The sequence below is a fragment of the Mesorhizobium salmacidum (SeqCode) genome (assembly GCF_037179605.1).
In the GTDB taxonomy this organism is placed as follows: Bacteria; Pseudomonadota; Alphaproteobacteria; order Rhizobiales; family Rhizobiaceae; genus Mesorhizobium; species Mesorhizobium salmacidum.
This window is the reverse complement of sequence record NZ_JAPYKS010000006.1, coordinates 144,438-160,950: the sequence shown is the minus strand read 5'-3', so window position 1 is coordinate 160,950 and position 16,513 is coordinate 144,438. Positions and strand designations below refer to the sequence as shown.

General features: G+C 63.9%; 14 protein-coding genes. 6 read left to right on the top strand and 8 right to left on the bottom strand.

What is annotated here, in order from left to right:
• Positions 1 to 134: 134 nt before the first annotated feature.
• From O7A60_RS10480 to O7A60_RS10470, 3 genes are all read left to right on the top strand, one after another.
• Positions 135 to 1,388: an NAD(P)/FAD-dependent oxidoreductase gene (locus O7A60_RS10480; RefSeq protein ID WP_337106188.1), complete on the top strand. Its 1,254-nt coding sequence runs from the start codon at positions 135 to 137 to the stop codon at positions 1,386 to 1,388.
• A gap of 82 nt (positions 1,389 to 1,470) precedes the next feature.
• Complete coding sequence (locus O7A60_RS10475; RefSeq protein ID WP_337106187.1) at positions 1,471 to 1,728, top strand: type II toxin-antitoxin system ParD family antitoxin; 258 nt, start codon at positions 1,471 to 1,473, stop codon at positions 1,726 to 1,728.
• The gene (locus O7A60_RS10470; RefSeq protein WP_337106186.1) at positions 1,728 to 2,039 is read left to right on the top strand and encodes a type II toxin-antitoxin system RelE/ParE family toxin; all 312 of its coding nucleotides are present in this window, start codon (positions 1,728 to 1,730) and stop codon (positions 2,037 to 2,039) included. Before O7A60_RS10475 ends, O7A60_RS10470 begins: the two co-directional genes overlap by 1 nt.
• Before the next feature lie 23 nt (positions 2,040 to 2,062).
• Here the strand turns inward: O7A60_RS10470 and O7A60_RS10465 are convergent, their stop codons facing one another.
• Positions 2,063 to 3,340, bottom strand: a complete 1,278-nt coding sequence (locus tag O7A60_RS10465) for a 4-aminobutyrate--2-oxoglutarate transaminase (protein WP_127870729.1) — start codon at positions 3,338 to 3,340, stop codon at positions 2,063 to 2,065.
• A 215-nt stretch (positions 3,341 to 3,555) separates the two neighbouring features.
• Here O7A60_RS10465 and O7A60_RS10460 point away from each other — a divergent pair, with 215 nt between their 5' ends.
• The 3 genes from O7A60_RS10460 to O7A60_RS10450 are packed head-to-tail and all read left to right on the top strand — an operon-like array spanning position 3,556 to position 8,857.
• Positions 3,556 to 4,692 (top strand): efflux RND transporter periplasmic adaptor subunit, encoded by a 1,137-nt coding sequence (locus O7A60_RS10460; protein ID WP_337106185.1) that lies wholly within the window; start codon positions 3,556 to 3,558, stop codon positions 4,690 to 4,692.
• Positions 4,689 to 5,759, top strand: coding sequence for an efflux RND transporter periplasmic adaptor subunit (locus O7A60_RS10455; protein WP_337106184.1), 1,071 nt, complete (start codon positions 4,689 to 4,691; stop codon positions 5,757 to 5,759). Before O7A60_RS10460 ends, O7A60_RS10455 begins: the two co-directional genes overlap by 4 nt.
• Positions 5,756 to 8,857: an efflux RND transporter permease subunit gene (locus O7A60_RS10450; RefSeq protein ID WP_337106183.1), complete on the top strand. Its 3,102-nt coding sequence runs from the start codon at positions 5,756 to 5,758 to the stop codon at positions 8,855 to 8,857. Before O7A60_RS10455 ends, O7A60_RS10450 begins: the two co-directional genes overlap by 4 nt.
• A 34-nt stretch (positions 8,858 to 8,891) precedes the next feature.
• On the opposite strand, the gene O7A60_RS10445 is transcribed toward O7A60_RS10450, so the two are convergent.
• The 7 genes from O7A60_RS10445 to recR form a co-directional block, all read right to left on the bottom strand.
• Entirely contained in the window at positions 8,892 to 9,653 is a 762-nt protein-coding gene (locus tag O7A60_RS10445; RefSeq protein ID WP_337106182.1) for an ABC transporter ATP-binding protein, read from the bottom strand.
• Entirely contained in the window at positions 9,650 to 10,495 is an 846-nt protein-coding gene (locus O7A60_RS10440; RefSeq protein WP_337106181.1) for an ABC transporter ATP-binding protein, read from the bottom strand. Before O7A60_RS10440 ends, O7A60_RS10445 begins: the two co-directional genes overlap by 4 nt.
• Positions 10,492 to 11,418, bottom strand: coding sequence for a nickel transporter permease (gene nikC, locus O7A60_RS10435; RefSeq protein ID WP_337106180.1), 927 nt, complete (start codon positions 11,416 to 11,418; stop codon positions 10,492 to 10,494). Before nikC ends, O7A60_RS10440 begins: the two co-directional genes overlap by 4 nt.
• A 190-nt stretch (positions 11,419 to 11,608) precedes the next feature.
• Complete coding sequence (locus O7A60_RS10430) at positions 11,609 to 12,670, bottom strand: ABC transporter permease (RefSeq protein WP_027142065.1); 1,062 nt, start codon at positions 12,668 to 12,670, stop codon at positions 11,609 to 11,611.
• Positions 12,671 to 12,688: 18 nt separating this feature from the next.
• On the bottom strand, positions 12,689 to 14,332 hold the full coding sequence (locus O7A60_RS10425) for an ABC transporter substrate-binding protein (RefSeq protein ID WP_027142066.1): 1,644 nt from the start codon (positions 14,330 to 14,332) through the stop codon (positions 12,689 to 12,691).
• A gap of 262 nt (positions 14,333 to 14,594) precedes the next feature.
• The gene (locus tag O7A60_RS10420) at positions 14,595 to 15,878 is read right to left on the bottom strand and encodes a lytic murein transglycosylase (protein ID WP_337106178.1); all 1,284 of its coding nucleotides are present in this window, start codon (positions 15,876 to 15,878) and stop codon (positions 14,595 to 14,597) included.
• A gap of 25 nt (positions 15,879 to 15,903) precedes the next feature.
• Positions 15,904 to 16,509: a recombination mediator RecR gene (gene recR, locus O7A60_RS10415; RefSeq protein WP_337106177.1), complete on the bottom strand. Its 606-nt coding sequence runs from the start codon at positions 16,507 to 16,509 to the stop codon at positions 15,904 to 15,906.
• Positions 16,510 to 16,513: the final 4 nt, after the last annotated feature.

Sequence of the window (16,513 nt, the reverse complement as noted above, 5' to 3'; positions counted from 1 at the left end):
TTGCGCCGGCATTGCACCGAACTGTACGATTGACAGTCGCCGTCCCGGGTGCGACCCGCAAACCCTCTCTTGCGGCGGCGCCAGACAATTGCCACTTGGCGAGACGTCCTAGGATCGAGCGGGATCGGAATGCGATGAAAAACGGCGTGGTCATTGTCGGTGCGGGTCACGCGGGCGTGCAGGCGGCCGCCAGTCTGCGCGAGGATGGCTATGACGGGCCGGTGATCCTGGTCGGCGACGAGAACGAACTGCCCTACCACAAGCCGCCGCTGTCGAAGACCTTCATCAAGGATGCCGGAGCCAAGCCTCAACCGCTTCGGGGCGAGACGTTCTACACCGGCAGCGCCATTGACTACCGGCCGGGGATGCGGATCGAGCGCATCGATGCCGGCCGCCATAGTCTCGACATTGCCGGCGGCGGCGCACTTGCCTTCGACCATCTGATCCTTGCGACCGGATCGCGCCCGCGTGCCCTGCCGCTGCCCGGCGCGGATCTGTCCGGTGTGGTGTCGCTGCGCTCGCTGGCCGATGCGCGGCTGATCCGGGAGCTGAGCGCGCGGAGCGAAGACGTCGTTATCCTCGGCGGCGGCTTCATCGGGCTGGAGATCGCCGCGACGCTGCGGGCGGCCGGCCGCACCGTGACGGTCGTCGAATCCGTCGACCGGCTGCTCGGCCGCGCCGTGGCGCCGGTGGTGGCGAGCCATGTCCGGCAAAGGCTGGAAGCGACAGGCGTGCGCATCCTCACCGGAACCTCGATTTCAACGCTCGAAGGCGAAAACGGCCATATCACGGCCGCGATCACCTCGTCAGGTGAAAGGCTGCCGGCGCGCATGGTCGTGGTCGGTATCGGCGCCGTGCCGAATGTCGAACTGGCGCAAGCCGCGGGCCTTCATGTCGCCAACGGCATCCGCGTCGATCACCAGATGCGCAGCTCGGTGCCGGAGATTCTGGCCATCGGCGACGCCGCCTCCTCCCGGCACTGGTTCACCGGCGGCGACGTGCGGCTGGAATCGGTGCAGAACGCCACCGACCAGGCGCGGCTTGCCGCCCGGACAATTACCGGTCACACCGACGCCTACTCGGCGGTGCCATGGTTCTGGTCCGACATTGGCGACATGAAATTGCAGATGGTCGGCCTGACCGCCGGCGGAGACAGCCATGTCGTGCTGGGCGACCTGCCCGACAACAAATTCTCGATCTACCACTATGCCGGCGACCGGCTGCTCGGCATCGAATCCGTCAACCGCCCCGGCGACCACATGCTTGGCCGCAAGATGCTCGGCGCCGGTTTTTCGCCGACACCGCAAATGGTGGCCGCAGGCCCGGACGGGCTGAAGGCGGCGTTGGCCGCATTCCAGCAGGACGAACCTGCCCGAGTTGCGGGCTGAAGAGCCCCCGGGACCTTGGCAAAAAGGCTCGATGGACTTATTATATATTGATAATATCGGATAAAATGGGAGGCGTTTTCCAATGCCCGCGAGCTACAGCATCGGACCTCGCTACGAAACACTCGTGCGCGAATTGGTTGAAAGCGGCCGCTATGCCAGCGCCAGCGAAGTGGTGCGTGATAGCCTGCGCCTGTTGGAGGAACGCGAAGAACAGCGACAGGCGAAACTCGCCGCACTGCGTGAGGACATCCGTAAGGGTGTAGAAAGCGGACCAGGCATTCCGACCGACAGCGTTTTTGACCGGCTGGAGAAAAAATACGGCGGTGGAAGTCGCAAATAATGACGCTCAGTTTTGCGCCTGCAGCAGTGCAGGACATCGAGGAGATCGGCGATTACATCCATGCTGAAAATCCGGCCGCCGCTCACCGTTTTATAACAGCGCTTCGGGGACGATGTGGCCGCATAGCGGATGCGCCACGAGGCGGCGCACCTCGTTCCGAGCTTTGGCCTGGTCTGCGCTCCGTCGCGTTTCAAAAATACGTGATCTTCTACATCGCCCAGGAAAACGACGTGCGCGTCGAGCGTATTTTGCACGGCGCGCGCGACATTGAGGGCATTTTCGACGAAGAGAAGATGCCCAGGGGCATGTGAGTCGGAACGCTCGTCCTTGCCGATCAGGCGGCGCAGACTTCGCGGATCGAGCTTTCCAGAATGTCGAGCGCTTCGTTCATGACCTCGTCCTGGATGGTGATCGGCGCCAGGAAGCGGATGACGTTGCCGTAGACGCCGCAGGTCAAGAGGATCAGGCCCTTGTCGAGCGCCTTCAGGCGGATCGCGTTGGCGATCTCGGCCGACGGCAGGCCTTTCTTGACGTCGTTGAACTCCACCGCGTTCATGAAGCCCAAACCCCTGATGTCGACGATCTCGGGCACGTCGTCACGGATCGACTGCAGACGCTGCTTCAGCCTCGCACCCAGCGTGTTGGCGCGATCGCAGAGCTTTTCGTCCTCGATGACGTCAAGCACGGCATGTGCCGCGGCGACGCCGATCGGGCTGCCGCCATAGGTGCCGCCGAGGCCGCCGGGGCTGGGCGCATCCATGATCTCGGCGCGGCCGGTTACCGCCGACAGCGGGAAGCCACCGGCGAGGCTCTTGGCCATGGTGGTGATGTCGGCCGCCACCTCGTGGTGGTCCATGGCGAACATCTTGCCGGTGCGGGCAAAGCCCGTCTGAACCTCGTCGGCGATGAGCAGCATGCCGTGCTGGTCGCAGAGCTTGCGCAGCGCCGTCAGGAGTTCACGCGGCGCGTCGTAGAAGCCGCCCTCGCCCTGAACCGGCTCGATGATGATCGCGGCGACGCGGGCCGGATCGACATCCGCCTTGAACAGCTTGTCGAGCGCGGCCAGCGAATCGGCGACCGAGACACCATGCAGTTGCACCGGGAACGGCACGTGGTAGACGTCTCCCGGCATGGCTCCGAAGCCGACCTTGTAGGGCACGACCTTGCCGGTCAGCGCCATGCCCATGAAGGTGCGGCCGTGAAAGCCGCCGCCGAAGGCGATGACGGCCTGGCGGCCGGTGGCATTGCGAGCGATCTTGATGGCATTCTCCACCGCCTCGGCGCCGGTGGTGACGAAGATGGTCTTCTTCTCGAACTTGCCGGGCAGCATGGCGTTCAGCCGTTCGGCCAGCCGCACATAGCTTTCATAAGGCACGACCTGGTGGCAGGTGTGGGTGAAGCGGTCGAGTTGCGCCTTGACCGCCTCGATCACCCTGGGATGGCGGTGGCCGGTATTGACGACGGCGATGCCCGAGGAGAAGTCGATATAGCGGCGGCCCTCGACATCCCAGATTTCCGAATTTTCAGCCCGATCGGCGTAGATCTGCGTGGTCATGCCGACGCCGCGCGAGATCGACTGGTTCTTGCGTTCGGAAATGGCGGAATTCTTCATGATATCCCTCACCGGGCCGGCGCCCGTTCTGTTTGATGTCGTTGAATTCCCCTTCTGGCCTTATTTCAGATTTTCCTCAAGTCGGCACCGTCACCGGGTCGATTGGGCCTGACTTAACCAGTCCGGCGATACACCGGTTTCCTTTTCTTCGGGATCAATTATCCTCCTGATATCCGGGAGGGGATCGCGATCACCGGCGCACTACCGAGGGAGCCATGAGCAGGAACGCGACATCGTCCATCTCGCCGCGATCCGCCAAAACTCCCAGCCCTTTGTCTTGTCCAGCCGCTTCGATTCTCGCCTGCACGGCCCTGGTGCTGCTCGCCGGTTGCCAGAAGCAGGAGGCGGCGGAAAAAAAGCTGCCGGTCATGGTGCGCACCGAGACGGTGGCGATGGCCGATTATGCGCCGAGAACCTCGCTGACCGGGGTGATCGCGGCGCGTACGTTGAACAATCTTTCGTTCCGGGTTGGCGGACGCGTCGCGGAGCGGCTTGTCGATGTCGGCCAGCATGTCGATCAGGGGACAGTGCTTGCCCGCATCGATCCGCAGGAGCAGGAATCCGATCTGCGTTCGGCGCAGGCCGATCTCGATGCCGCGCAGGCGCAATTGACACAGGCCGCGGCCACTTTCGAGCGGCAAAAGACGCTGCTTGCCCAGGGCTTCACCACCAGGCGCGACTATGACGTGGCCGACCAGACGCTGAAGGTGGCGCAAGGCAGCGTCGATGCCGCGCGGAGCGCGCTCACCAATGCCCAGCAGAACCTGTCCTTCACCGAACTCAAGGCCGGTGCGGCCGGCGTGATCACCGCCCGGCAGGTCGAAACCGGCCAGGTGGTGCAGGCGGCGCAGACCGTCTTCACCGTCGCCGAGGATGGCGACCGCGACGCGGTGTTCAATGTGCAGAAGACGCTGGTCGCCAGGACGCCGGCCTCTCCGGCGGTGACGATCACGCTGTTGTCCGACCCGCAGGTCAGGGCAACTGGCAAGGTGCGCGAAATCTCGCCGGCGGTCGACCCGGCTTCAGGCTCGATAAGGGTCAAGGTCGCCATTCCCGAAACGCCCGCCGGCATGCCGCTCGGGGCAGCCGTGATCGGCTCGGTCGGCGCCAGGCCGGCGAAGGCGATCCTGTTGCCTTGGCAGGCCCTGACATCCAGCGCCGGCAAGCCGGCGGTCTGGATCGTCGATCCCGCGTCCAAGGCAGTCGCGACGACGCCGGTGGAGGTACTGGCGTTCGATTCGGGTACCGTCGTCATTACCAAGGGACTGAACGAAGGCCAGAGCGTCGTTACATCAGGCGGGCAATTGCTCAGCCCCGGCCAGACGGTCGAGATATCGGGAGCGGCGCAATGAAGCGGCTGCTACCCGTCCTGCTTGGCCTTGCCGCGCTTGCCGCCTGTTCGAAATCGGACGAGAAGCCGCCGGAGATCGTCCGGCCGGTGCTGTCGGTGGTGGTCGAGCCGCGCACCACGCAAACCTTCGGTTTCGCCGGCTCGGTCGAACCGCAGGTCAGCGCCGATCTTGCCTTCCGCCTGCTCGGTCGCGTCGTCTCGCGCGACGTCAAGGTCGGCGACATCGTCAGCAAGGGCACGACGATCGCGGCACTCGACCCAACCGCGCTGGAGTTGGCCGTCCAGGCGGCCAAGGCCGAACTCTCCAATGCCGAGGCGCAATTCGCCAATGCCGCCGCCAGCGAGGAGCGCCAGCGCCAGTTGCTCACGTCCGCCAATACGTCGCAATCGGTCTTCGAGGCCGCGCAGCAGGCACGCAAAGCCGCGGAAGCCAGTGTCGAGCGGGCCAAGGCTTCGCTGGCCAAATCCCAGGAGCAACTCGGCTATGCCAGGCTGTTCTCGGATTTCGATGGCGTCGTCACCGCCGTCGGTGCCGAGGTCGGCCAGACGGTCTCACCCGGGCAGACGGTCGTCACCGTGGCGCGCTCGGACCCGCGCGAGGCAGTCGTCGACATTCCCGACCAGTTGACCGGCGACCTAACGGCCGGCACGCCATTCCAGGTCATCCTGCAGTCGCTGCCGACAGTCCAGACCGAGGCCAAGCTGCGCGAGATCGCGCCCCAGGCCGAGGGCTCGACCCGAACGCGCCGCGTCAAGCTGACGCTGACCGATCCGCCGCAGGCCTTCAGGCTCGGCTCGACGGTAACGGCGACCCGCATGACCAAGGTCGTACCAACGATCGAGCTGCCCATCTCGGCTTTGCTCGACAAGAATGGTTCCGAAAAAGTGTGGATCGTCGACCCACAGACCTCGAGCGTGAGCATGCGCGATATCAAGGTCGCGTCGAAGGCCGGCGGCACCTTCACGGTGGCCGAAGGGCTCGAGGCCGGGATGCGCGTCGTCACGGCGGGCGTCCACAACCTGAGCGAGGGCCAGAAGGTCAAAGTGCCCGAGGGAGGGGCCTCATGAAAGGCTTCAACCTCTCCGACTGGGCGCTCAACCACCGCTCGCTGGTATGGTATTTCATGCTGGTCTTCGTGGTGGCTGGCGTGTTTTCCTATCTCAATCTCGGCTGCGAGGAAGATCCGGCCTTCACCATCAAGACCATGATCATCCAGGCCAACTGGCCGGGCGCATCGGTCAATGAAACGGTGCGGCAGGTGACCGACCGCATCGAGAAGAAGCTCGAGGAACTCGACAGCCTCGACTACACCAAATCAGTCACCACAGCCGGCCAGACTGTCATCTTCGTCAACCTGAAGGACACCACCAAGGCGCGCGACGTCGTGCCGAACTGGCTTCAGGTGCGCAATATGGTCAACGACATCAAGGCGCAATTTCCGCAAGGCGTGCAGGACCCGTTCTTCAACGACCGCTTCGGCGATGTCTACGGCAACATCTATGCCTTCACCGCAGACGGGCTGACACAACGTCAATTGCGCGACTATGTGGAGGATATCAGGACAAAAATCCTGACCGTGCCCAATGCCGGCAAGGTCGATCTGGTCGGCGCGCAGGACGAGGCCATCTATCTCGAATTCTCGACGCGCCAGATAGCGGCGCTTGGCCTCAACCAGCAGCAAATCGTCGCCAGCCTGCAGGCGCAGAATGCGATCACGCCGTCCGGCGTGATCCAGTCCGGGCCGGAGCGCATCAGCGTGCGCGTCGGCGGCCAATTCACTTCCGAGGAGAGCCTGCGCGCCATCAATCTGCGCGTCAACGATCGGTTCTTCCGGCTGAGCGACGTGGCGACGATCACGCGCGGTTACGTCGACCCGCCGACGGCCTTGTTCCGCTTCAACGGCCAAAACGCGATCGGGCTTGCCATCGGCATGAAGCCCAATGCCAATCTGCTCAAATTCGGCGAGGCACTGCACGAGGAGATGAACAAGGTGCTGGCCGACTTGCCGGTCGGCGTCGGCGTGCATCTGGTCGCCGACCAGCCTGTCATCGTCGAGGAGGCGGTCTCGGGTTTCACGCGTGCGCTGTTCGAGGCGGTGGCCATTGTGCTCGCGGTGTCGTTCATCAGCCTCGGCATGCGCGCCGGCTTCGTCGTGGCGCTGTCGATCCCGCTTGTGCTGGCCATCACCTTCACGGTCATGGAATACCTGGGAATATCGCTGCAGCGCATTTCACTGGGTGCGCTGATCATCGCGCTCGGACTGCTGGTCGACGATGCGATGATCGCGGTCGAAATGATGGTGGCGCGGCTGGAGGTTGGTGACAATCTGCGCAAGGCGGCGACCTATGTCTACACCTCGACCGCCTTCCCGATGCTGACCGGCACGCTGGTGACGGTCGCAGGCTTCATCCCGATCGGGCTCAACTCGAGTGCTGCCGGCGAATACACCTTCACGCTGTTCGTCGTCATCGCCGTATCGCTGCTGGTGTCATGGATCGTGGCGGTGCTGTTCGCGCCGCTGCTCGGCGTCACCATCCTGCCGGCGACAATGAAGACCAAGCATCACGACCAGCCGGGCCGCTTTACGTCGCTGTTCCGGCGCGTGCTTGTCGGCTCGGTGCGCCGGCATTGGTTGACGATCATCGTGACCATGCTTCTATTCGCTGCCTCGATCGCCGGCTTCGGGTTCGTCCAGCAACAGTTCTTCCCGCCTTCCGACCGGCCGGAGTTGATCGTCGACTGGAACCTGCCACAGAACTCCTCGATTGCCGAAACACGCGACCAGATGGAGCGCTTCGAACAGCGGGCGCTGGTCGGCAATCCCGACATCGACCACTTTTCCTCCTATATCGGTCAGGGCGCGGTGCGCTTCGTGCTGGCCTATGACGTGCAGCCGGCCAATCCCTATTTCGGCCAGACGGTGATTGTCACCAAGAGCATTGAGGCGCGCAACCGGGTGAAGCCGGCGCTGGAGAAGCTGCTGCGCGCGGAGTTTGTCGGCACCGACGCCTTCGTCAAGCCGCTTGAGCTCGGACCACCGGTTGGACGGCCTGTACAGTACCGCGTCGGCGGCCCTGACATCCAGACGGTTCGAGAACTGGCGCAGCAATTCGCCGGCGTGATTTCAGCCAATCCGAAGCTCGCAGCACCGACCTTCGACTGGAACGAACCGCAGCGTGTGCTGAGGGTCGACGTACTGCAGGACAAGGCGCGCCAGCTCGGCATCACCTCGTCCGACATTGCCAGCACGCTGAACAGCACGGTGGGCGGTGCGACGATCACGCAGGTGCGTGACGCGACATACCTCATCAACGTCGTGGCACGTTCGCGCGAAGCCGAGCGCGGCTCGATCGAGACGCTGCAGAACATCCAGCTGCCGACCGGCAATGGCGAGGCGATCCCCCTCGCCGCGGTCGCCAATTTTCGCTACGATCTGGAGCAACCCACCGTCTGGCGGCGCGACCGCATCCCGACTATCACGGTGCGCGCCGGCTTGGTTGGCGACGTGCTGCCGGCGACCGTCGTCAACGAGTTGAAGCCGTCGGTCGACGCCTTCATCGCCAAGCTGCCGCCTGGCTATTCGGTCGAGACCGCCGGCTCGGTCGAGGAAAGCGCCAAGAGCCGGGGACCAATCGCGGCCGTGGTGCCGCTGATGCTGTTCGTCATGGCGACCATCCTGATGGTGCAGTTGCAGAGTTTCCAGCGCTTGTTCCTGGTGGTGGCGGTGGCGCCGCTGGGCCTGATCGGCGTTGTGGCGGCCCTGGTGCCAAGCGGCGCGCCGCTCGGCTTCGTCGCCATCCTCGGCGTGCTGGCGCTGATCGGCATCCTGATCCGCAACTCGGTCATCCTGATCGTGCAGATCGAGGATCTTGTCGCCGAGGGCAGGGATCGCTGGGCCGCGGTCATCGAAGCGACAGAGCACCGCATGCGGCCGATCGCGCTGACCGCCGCCGCGGCCGGCCTGGCCCTGATCCCGATCGCTCGCGAAGTGTTCTGGGGGCCGATGGCCTACGCGATGATGGGCGGCATCATTGCGGGTACCGCAATCACGCTGCTGTTCCTGCCGGCGCTTTATGTGACGTGGTTCAGGATCAAGGAGCCGAAAGACGCGGCGGCAGGCGAAGCGCAACAGGGTGAGGTCCTGCCGGAAAGCGGAGCGGCCTAAGGCGGGAAATACACCTTGCGTCGGACGATTATCGTCAAACTTGCTCGGAGGCGGTTCTCACAAACCCGTCGCTCGCCCTGAGCAGGTTGCGCGTATAATCCTTCGTCACGCGGCGCTCGACGAGGTCGTTCGCCACCAGATTCTCCACCGCCTCGCCGCCCTGCATCACCATCAGCCGCTCGCACATGTGGGTGATGATGGCGAGGTCGTGGCTGACCATCAGGAAGGTCAGCTTGCGCCGCCGACGGACTTCCTCCAGCAGGTTGAGCACTTCGGCCTGCACCGAGGCGTCGAGCGCCGAGGTCGGCTCGTCGAGCAGCAGGATCGAGGGCTCGAGGATGAGCGCGCGCGCGATCGCCACGCGCTGGCGCTGGCCACCCGACAATTGGTGCGCGTAACGGAAGCGAAAACCGTTGCCGAGGCCGACCTCGTCGAGAGCGCGTTCGATCCGTCTTTCGCCATCGGCAAAGCCGTGGATGGCAAGCGGCTCCTGGAGCAGGCGGTCGACGGTCTGGCGCGGATGCAGCGAGCCATACGGATCCTGAAAAACCATCTGCACTTCGCGGTAAAAAGCCTTGTCGCGGCGCGTGCCGAGCGTCTTGCCGTTGACGGTGATGCTGCCCGATGCGACCGGCGCAAGGCCGGCTATGGCTCGCAGCAATGTCGATTTGCCTGAGCCGGATTCACCGACCAGGCCGAAGGATTCACCCGGCTGCACATCGAGGCTGACGCCCTTCAACGCGCGGAAGCGGTCGAAGATCACCTCCAGCCTGTCGACGGCAATCGCGGAAGTCATGCCGCCCACTCCGGCTTGCGGTCGAGCACCGGCAGCGGGTGACGGTCGGCGCCGATCTTGGGCATGCAGTTGAGCAGGCCGCGCGTGTAGGGATGCTGCGCCTGGCTGAGTTCCGAAGCCTTGAGCTGCTCGACCACCTTGCCGGCATACATGACGATGACGCGGTCGCAGAAGGACGAGACCAGGCGCAGGTCGTGCGAGATGAAGATCAGCCCCATGCCGCGCTCTGCGACCAGCCTGTCGAGAATGCCGAGCACGTCGAGCTGCACCGTGACATCAAGCGCCGAGGTCGGCTCGTCGGCGATCATCATTTCCGGCCCGGCGATCAGCATCATGGCGATCATGGCGCGCTGGCCCATGCCGCCGGACACTTCGTGCGGATGCAGGTCGAAGACACGTTTGGGATCGCGGATCTGCACCGCCTCCAGCATGGCCAGCGCGCGCTCGCGCGCCTCGGCCTTGCCGACCCTTTCATGGGTGCGCAAAGTCTCGACGATCTGGCGTCCGATGCTCATTACCGGGTCGAGGGAATATTTCGGATCCTGCAGGATCATGGCGATGCGGTTGCCGCGCAGCGCCCGGCGTTGGCGTGCCGAGACGCCGAGCAGGTCGATGCCGTCGAAGGTCAATTTGCTGGCCGATATCCGGGCTTGCGGCGGTGTCAGGCCCATGATGGCGCGGCCCGTCTGCGACTTGCCCGAGCCGGACTCCCCGACAATGCCGAGCCGTTCGCGGCCGAGCGAAAAGGAGACGCCGCGCACCGCCTCGATCATGCCGGTACGGGTCGGAAAGGTGACCCGCAGATCATCTACCTGAAGCAGTGTCCCCGTCTGGCCGCTCATTGGTCACCGCTCCGGGGATCGAGTGCGTCGCGCAGGCCGTCGCCAAGCAGGTTGAAGCCGAGGCTGACGATGAGGATGGCGAAGCCCGGCGCACCGGCCACCCACCATTGGTCGAGCACGAAGCGGCGCCCCGACGCGATCATGGTGCCCCATTCGGGCAGCGGCGGCTGCGCGCCAAGGCCGAGGAAGCCGAGGCCGGCGGCGGTCAGGATGATGCCGGCCATGTCGAGCGTGACGCGGATGATCAGCGAGGAGATGCAGAGCGGCATGATGTGGCGCAGCACGATGCGGAAGGGCGAGGCGCCCATCAGTTGCACCGCCTTGATGTAATCCGAATTGCGCACGGTCAGCGTTTCCGCGCGGGCAATTCGGGCATAGGGCGGCCAGGAGGTGATGGCGATGGCGAGCACCGCGTTCTCGATGCCGGGACCGAGGGCGGCGACAAAGGCCAGCGCCAGGATCAGCTTGGGGAAAGCGAGGAAGATGTCGGTGATGCGCATCAGGATGGCATCGGTCCAGCCGCCGGCATAGCCGGCGACGGTGCCGACCAGAAGACCGATGGGAGCCGCGATGATGGCGACCAGAATGACCACATAGAGGGTCCAACGCGAACCGTAGAGAATGCGCGAAAGGATGTCGCGGCCGAGGTCGTCGGTGCCGAACCAGTGTTGCGCACTCGGTGCCAGCAGCCGCGCGTTCTTCAAGTCACCGAAGGTCGGCGAATACGGCGCCAGCACACCGGCAAGGGCGGCGACGAGCAGCAGGGCGATGATGATCAGCAGACCGACAAAGGCCAGACGATTGGCGGAAAAGCGCCGCCACGCGACATAGGCGCGGCCGAGCCTTGCCTGCATGCGCGATGCCGGCCGCTCCGACAGCAACCATTCGCGACGGGAGAAGGGGCGGGCGTCGGAGACGGTCATGACGATGCCCATTGAAGCTGTAGACCCCTACTCCGGTCTGCTTCGCAGACCACCTCTCCCCGGTTCGACGGGGGAAAGGAAAGGCGCCAAGCATGCGACCGCCTTTTCCTCTCCCCCGGGCAGGGGGAGAGGTGGCCCGAAGGGCCGGAGTGGGGGTGACTGGCCGCGGCCAAGCCCGAAATACCTCTACTCATCCTGTCTTGGTCCTCGGGTCGAGTACACGGTAGAGCAGGTCGGACAGAAGGTTGATGCCGATGAACACCGAGCCGATGACGATGGTACCGCCGAGCACCGCGTTCATGTCGGCGTTCTGCAGCGAGTTGGTGATGTAGAGGCCGATGCCCGGCCAGGAGAAGACGGTCTCGGTGAGTACCGAGCCCTCGAGCAGCCCGGCATAGGACAGCGCGATCACGGTCACCATCGGCACGGCGGCATTGCGCAACGCGTGGCCCCAGATGATGCGCGTTTCCGACAGGCCCTTGGCGCGCGCCGCGACGACATATTCCTGGGCGAGCTCATTGAGCATGAACGAGCGCGTCATGCGGCTGATATAGGCGAGCGAGAAATAGCCGAGAAGCGAGGCCGGCAGGATGATGTGACGGAAGGCGTCGTAAAAGACGTCCCACTGTCCCTGCATCGCGGAGTCGAGCAGGTAGAAACCGGTGATCGGCGTGAAAGTGTATTCGTAGACGATGTCGAGCCGTGCAGGGAAGGCCACCCACTGCAGCTTGGCGTAGAACAGCACCAAACCCAGCAGACCCAGCCAGAAGATGGGTACGGAATAGCCGATCAGGCCGATGATGCGCACGATCTGATCGATGAGACTGCCGCGTTTGACCGCGGCCAGCACCCCGAGCGGCACACCGAACAGCGCGCCGATCAGTGTCCCCAATGTCGCAAGTTCCGTCGTAGCGGGAAGAGCGCGGCGGATGTCGGTCATGACGGGGTTTGTGGTCAGCACCGAGATACCGAAATCGCCGCTCAGCGCGTGTTTCACATAGATATAGAACTGCTCGATCAACGGCAGGTCGAGGCCCATCTCGCGGCGCGTGCGCTCCACGACATTGGCGGGTGCCCGGTCGCCCAGAACGGCGAGCACCGGGTCGATCGGGATGACGCGGCCAATGAAGAAGGTGACCGCGAGAAGACCAAGATAGGTCGTCACCGCAATGACCAGGAAACGGCCGAGCGATGATGCAAGGGCGACGGCGCGGGCGCTGCCGCGCCCGCCCTCGTTTTCAATCGCGCTCATGCGGCGTGTCCGCGAACACTATTCCTTGGAAACCGGCCCGACGAAGTTGGTGTCGAAGCTCGGACCGAGCGCGAAGCCCTTGAGGTTCTTGCGCAGACCCGCGACTTCCAGCTGCTGGTGGATGATGACGAAGGGGCTGGTGTCGAGAATCTTTTTCTCAAGATCCTTGTACATATCGGCGCGCTTGCCCGAATCCTTCTCCAGGAGTGCCGCTTCCGTTTCCTTGGTCAGATCCGGAATGTCCCAGCTGTTGCGCCAGGCGAGCGTGTGGGACTTGCCTGCATCCGAATTGTCCGGGTTCGAGGCAAAGGTCTGCGCGTTGGAGTTCGGATCGAAATAGTCCTGGCCCCAATTGCCGATATAAATGTCGTGGTTGCGGGCGCGGTATTTGGTCAGCGTCTGCTTGCCGTCACCCGGAATGATCTCCAGCTTGATGCCAGCCTGGCCGAGCGTCTGCTGGATCGATTCCGCCATGCCGGTGGTCGGCTGGCCGGTGCGTACATCCATCGTGACGCTGAAGCCGTCGGGCAGGCCTGCCTTGGCCAGCAGTTCCTTGGCCTTGGCGACGTCGAGCTTGAACGGGTTTTCGTCCAGTTCGCCGAGCACGCCCTTGGGCAGGAAGGTCTGGTGGATTTCGCCGATGCCCTTGAGGATGGTCGAGCTCAAGGCATCATAGTCGACAAGGTATTTGAAGGCCTGACGGACCTCGGGTTTGGCGAGGTTCGGGTTCTTCTGGTTGAGGCTGATGTAGTAGACGGTGCCTTTCGGCGCGCTGGTGGTGGTGAGGTCGGCGTTCTTGGCGATGGCGTCGAGGTCGTTCGGCTCGAGGTTGCGGGCAACGTCGATGTCGCCGGCTTCAAGCGCCAGGCGCTGGGCCGAGCTTTCCTTCATGTTGCGGTAGATGACCCGGGCGAGCTTGGCCTTTTCGCCGTAATAATTGTCGTTGCGCTCCATGACGACCGCCTCGTTGGCACGCCATTCACGCAGCTTGTAGGCGCCCGAGCCGGCATAGCCTGTCTTCAGCCAGGCATTGCCGAAGTCATTATCCCATTTGTAGTCGGCGCTCGGCGTCACCGCCGCGACATGTTCCTTGACCAGCTTAGCGTCGACAACGGAGGCGACGGTGGCCGACAGGCAGTTCAGGACGAAACTTGGCGCGTATGCCTTGTCGACGGTGAACTGGAAGGTCGTGTCGTCGACCGCCTTGGCCTTTTCGGTGACGTTGTCGCCGCTGATGCCGAACTGATCGATGATGAAGGCCGGGCTTTTGTCCAGCTTGACGGCACGCTCGAAAGACCAGGCGACGTCGGCGGCGGTGATCGGGTTGCCGGAAGCGAATTTCAGGCCCGGCTTGAGCTTGAACGTATAGGTCAGGCCATCGTCGGAGACGGTCCAGCTTTCGGCGAGATCGGGCTTGACCTTGGAGGTGTCGCTGAGGTCGAGGCGGACAAGAAGGTCATAGGTGTTGCCGGTGACTTCGGCGGTCGACAGCTCGAACGCCTCGCCCGGATCCATCGAGATGATGTCGTCGATGGCAAAACCTTCGACTAGCGTGTCGGCGGGCGTGACCGCGCCAGCCGGCGCGCCGGCCAGAAGCAGCGCCGACACCGCGGCGCCCGCAAGCAAGGTGCGGGATCGTAGAGCAAGCTTTTCCATCATCATGGTGATTGTTCCCTGTTTTGTTGTTTGTTGACCTGAGTTCCCGGCTCAGGGTTGCGGTGTTCTTTCAAGGCTCGACGAGAGCCTCTGAGCCACCAACGTCGTGGTTTTTGTCCAGTTGGTCAATACCTTATCCGGCGACACCCGGCCCGGCAACGAGGATTTGCGAGACAGCCTCAATGGAGCAGAATGCACGGCGGCGTGTCGACGCATGCGCCGGCCAAATGACGCCGCGGATCGTGAAAAATCTGCTAAAATTTCGAAGCTATTTCAGCGCGGCGACGAGACCGGCATCAGGAAAACAGGTGGCCGCCTGACCATTCTTTTCCTGCCATCTGCCGATCGAGCGGCGGGTCTTGAAGCCAGGCAGGCCGTCGGCGCTGCCAACATCATAGCCCTTGGCTTTAAGGGTCCGCTGCAAGGCGGCGATATCGGAGCGGTGGAGATCGCCGACCGGACCCCAGCTACCGGAAAAATTCTGATCGCCATGGGCAATGCGGTCGGCGCCGTGGCCGATGAACAGCGCATAGAGGTCGCTGGTGTTGTATTCCTTCAGCACATAGAAATTGGGGGTGGCGATGAAGGCCGGGCCGCTGCGGCCGGCCGGCATCAGCAGGAAACCTTCCGTCTTCAGCTCGCTCGCCGGGAACGCTTTGCCGCCCACGCGCTTGATGCCCATGGCGGCCCATTGCGAAATCCTTTTGCCCTGGTCCGGGCCTTCCAGCGAACAGGAGACGCTCTCGGGAACGGTCACCTCGAAACCCCAACCGCGTCCCCTCACCCAGCCATAATGGACAAGGTAATTTGCGATCGAGGCCAGCACGTCAGGCGTCGAATTCCAGATGTCGACGCGGCCGTCGCCGTCGAAATCCACAGCATGTTTCAGGAAAGAGGTCGGCATGAATTGCGGCTGGCCGAGCGCGCCGGCCCAGGACGATTTCATCGCGCCGACCGGGGCCAGCCCGCGTTCGACGATTTCCAGCGCCGCCAGCAGCTCGGTGCGGAAGAAATCCTTTTTCGTCGACATGAACGCCTTGGTGCCCAGCACCTCGAAGGCGTCGTAGGGCATCTTCGCCGCGCCGAATCCGGTCTCGCGGCCCCAGATCGCCAGAAGGATTTCACCCGGCACGCCGTAACGCTTTTCGATCGCGGTAAGCGTGCGGGCATTGGCGGCTTCGCGGGTGCGTCCACCCGATGTCACCGCACGAACCGTCTTCTCGGCAAAATAGGCGCCGGGCGAACCGAACTCGGCCTGGTGCTGTTTTTGCGGCGTCTTCGGCTTCTCGCCTGGCAAGACAAGGTCGGGAAGATCGAGATTGGGCTTGATGCCGGTGAACGCGGCGTCGAACATGCTTTTGGAAATGCCTTTCGCCTTGGCGTCGGGCCAGAGGTCGGATTGGAGCCATGCGCGGAACTGGTCGTCGATCTTGGCGGCGGATGCGGGGATGGTGAGGAAGACGGCGAGGAGTGCGGCCAGAAAGGAAAGCAAAGCCAACCTGAGAGGTTGGGGGGCGTGCACCACCTGCCTCGAAAGATGCGTGACGGTCATCGTGTGCATCTCTCCGCGGATCTGGTCAAAACGCCGTTCGCGAGCGCAGCGCGGCGGCCAGAGTACCTTCGTCGAGATAGTCGAGTTCACCGCCGACCGGCACGCCGTGCGCCAGACGCGTTATCTTGACCTCGAAGCCGGAGAGCTGATCGGTGAGATAGTGCGCGGTGGTCTGGCCCTCGACCGTCGCGTTGACGGCGAGGATGACCTCCTTGACCTCGCCGCCGGCTATGCGGTCGACCAGCGACCGGATGTTGAGCTGATCGGGGCCGATGCCGTCGAGCGGCGACAGCGTGCCGCCGAGCACATGGTAGCGCACATTCATCGCCGCCGCCCGCTCCAGCGCCCAGAGATCCGAGACGTCCTCGACGACGATCAGGGTGGCGACATCGCGGCGTGTGTCCGTGCAGATCATGCAGGGGTCCGAGGTGTCGATATTGCCGCAGGTCGAGCAGATGCGCACCTTGTCGGCGGCCTCGCCCATGGCGGCGGCGAGCGGCGACAGCAATTGTTCCTTCTTCTTGATCAGGTGCAGCGCCGCGCGCCTGGCCGAACGGGGGCCAAGCCCCGGCACCTTGGCCAGAAGCTGGATCAGGCGTTCGATCTCGGGACCTGCGATTCGCTTGGACATCGCA